Genomic DNA, 2214 nt, shown 5'->3' with positions numbered 1-2214 from the left:
GCTGGCCCTGCGGCCCGAAGGGCTGGTCGCCACCCCAGATTCGGACGGCCCCGCCGTGGTCGCGCGGGCCGTGTTCACCGGGCAGGTCACCCGGCTGACCCTGGCCCCGACGCGCGGAGGGGCTGATCCCCGCCCCGGCCTGCCGGGACTGGTGGTGCACACCCTGCGCACGGACATGCCGGAGGGGACGCGGGTGCGCGTGGAACTGGCCTGACATGTCCGGTCCAGTGGTGACCGGTTCGGGCGTGTCTCGCCAAAACGCGACTGGCCCGAACAACTCCGGCCCGAACAACCCCGGCCCGGACAGCTCCGGCCCGGACAACCCCGGCGCAAACGTGCCCGTTCCCGACGTCCCGGGCCTGTCGCATCGCCTCTTTCCGGCCACTGTTGTCCTGCGGCCATGCCCGGTGCGGCGGCGCCGTGCCCATTGTCCCGGTCGGGGCGCCGTTCCTTGCCGTCTTTTTACGCAACGCAACGGACCGGTGGGCACGGCAGGCGTTCCGCATATCGTGCGGCGCAGCTCCGGCTGCCCGGTGCGCCTTGGTCCCGCGCTACATTTCCGTCGCATTGCCGGAATCGTTGCAATGGGCTATGGCCCATGCATGATGGCCTGTCCTGTGGACGAAACACCGCCCGTGACACGTACCGGAACCAGCCCCGCCGCTGGCGCCGCGTCTGCTTGCGCGCCCGGCGCCGGTGCGCGCCGCCGCGTGGTGTCGCTGGTGGTGCCCGTGCTGAACGAGGAGGACGCCGTCCCCCTTTTCCTGTCCACGGTGCGGCCCATGGTGGACCGCGAGCCGTACGACTTCGAATTCGTGTTCGTGAACGACGGCAGCAGTGACCGCACCGTGGACGTGCTGCTGGCCGAACACGCCCGCGACCCCCGCGTGAAGCTGGTGGACCTTTCGCGCAACTTCGGCAAGGAACTGGCCCTGGCGGCGGGGTTGCAGGCCGCCCGCGGCGATGCCGTGGTGCCCATGGACGTGGACCTGCAAGACCCGCCGGGGGTGCTACCCGACTTCCTGCGCGCCTGGGAGCAGGGGGCCGAAGTGGTGGTGGGCGTGCGCCGCGCCCGCAGCAGCGACACCGTGAGCAAGCGGGTCAGCGCGCGGTTGTTCTACCGGCTGTTCAACCGGGTGAGCGGCAACCCCATCGTGCCCGATGCGGGCGACTACCGGCTGCTTTCGCGCCCGGCGGTGAACGCCCTGAACGCGCTGCCCGAGCGGGTGCGCTTCACCAAGGGGCTGTACGCCTGGGTGGGCTTCCGGCAGGTGCCCGTGCACTTCGACCGCGCTCCGCGCGCGGCGGGTACGGGCAAGTGGAAACCGTGGAAGCTGTGGAATTTCGCCATCGACGGCCTTACCGGGTTCAGCACGCTGCCCCTGCGGGTGTGGAGCTACCTGGGCATGATGGTGGCCCTTGCCGGGTTCGTCTACGCGGCGGTCATCGCCGGGCGCACCCTGCTGTTCGGCGCGCAGGTGCCCGGCTATGCCTCGTTCATGGTTACCCTGCTGACCCTGGGCGGGCTGGTCATGGTCTCGCTGGGGATCATGGGCGAGTATCTGGGCCGGGTGTACGAAGAGGTCAAGCGCCGCCCGCAGTACGTGGTGCGGCGTCGGGTTGGCTTCGAGAACCCGGAATGCGCCCCCGCAGGGTGCTGCCCCACCTGCGGTGCGCCGCTGTCGCACCATCCGCACGCGGACCCGGACCTGACCGACACCACGCCGCACGGCGCTTCCGGCCCGCATCACGCCTGATGCCACGCGCCCCCATGGAACACGACGCCCTTCCCGAACCATCCGCCCCGGCCCGGGCTCCGGACGCGGGCCCCTCCTGTCCGGCCCCGGAAACCGCCGCCACCCGGCAGGCCTTCCTGTACCTGCAGGCATCCGTTGTCGGCACGCTGGCCAATTTCGTGTCGCGTTTTGCGTGGTCGGAACTGGTGGGCTTCGAGGCGGGCGTGCTGCTGGCCACCTACACCGGGATGGTCATCGTGTTCCTGCTGTCGTACCGCCGGGCCTTCGGTGTGCGGCGGCCCGATGCGGCCATGTGCCTGCGTTTCGCGCTGGTCGCCCATGTGGGCATGGCCGTGGTGTGGGTGGTGTCCGTGGCCGCGTTGCGGGTGGCGGAGTCGCTGGTTGTGTTGCTGCCGGGGTGGCCCGTGCCCCCGGATGTCGGCACGGGCATGGGCGGGGCGGCTGGCGGCATGGGGGC

Annotated in this window: 1 protein-coding gene and 2 pseudogenes; all 3 read left to right on the top strand. The window is 71.0% G+C overall.

From position 1 onward, the window contains the following. A pseudogene (locus FVW20_RS13145) lies at positions 1–214 on the top strand (ABC transporter ATP-binding protein); the annotation flags it as partial. A gap of 421 nt (positions 215–635) precedes the next feature. Next, complete coding sequence (locus FVW20_RS13140) at positions 636–1757, top strand: glycosyltransferase family 2 protein (protein ID WP_307831532.1); 1122 nt, start codon at positions 636–638, stop codon at positions 1755–1757. A gap of 14 nt (positions 1758–1771) precedes the next feature. Beyond that, positions 1772–2214 (top strand): annotated as a pseudogene (locus FVW20_RS13135) (hypothetical protein); the annotation flags it as partial.

This window comes from Nitratidesulfovibrio oxamicus, from assembly GCF_015731765.1.
In the GTDB taxonomy this organism is placed as follows: Bacteria; Desulfobacterota; Desulfovibrionia; order Desulfovibrionales; family Desulfovibrionaceae; genus Cupidesulfovibrio; species Cupidesulfovibrio oxamicus.
This window is presented reverse-complemented; position numbering and strand designations above follow the sequence as displayed.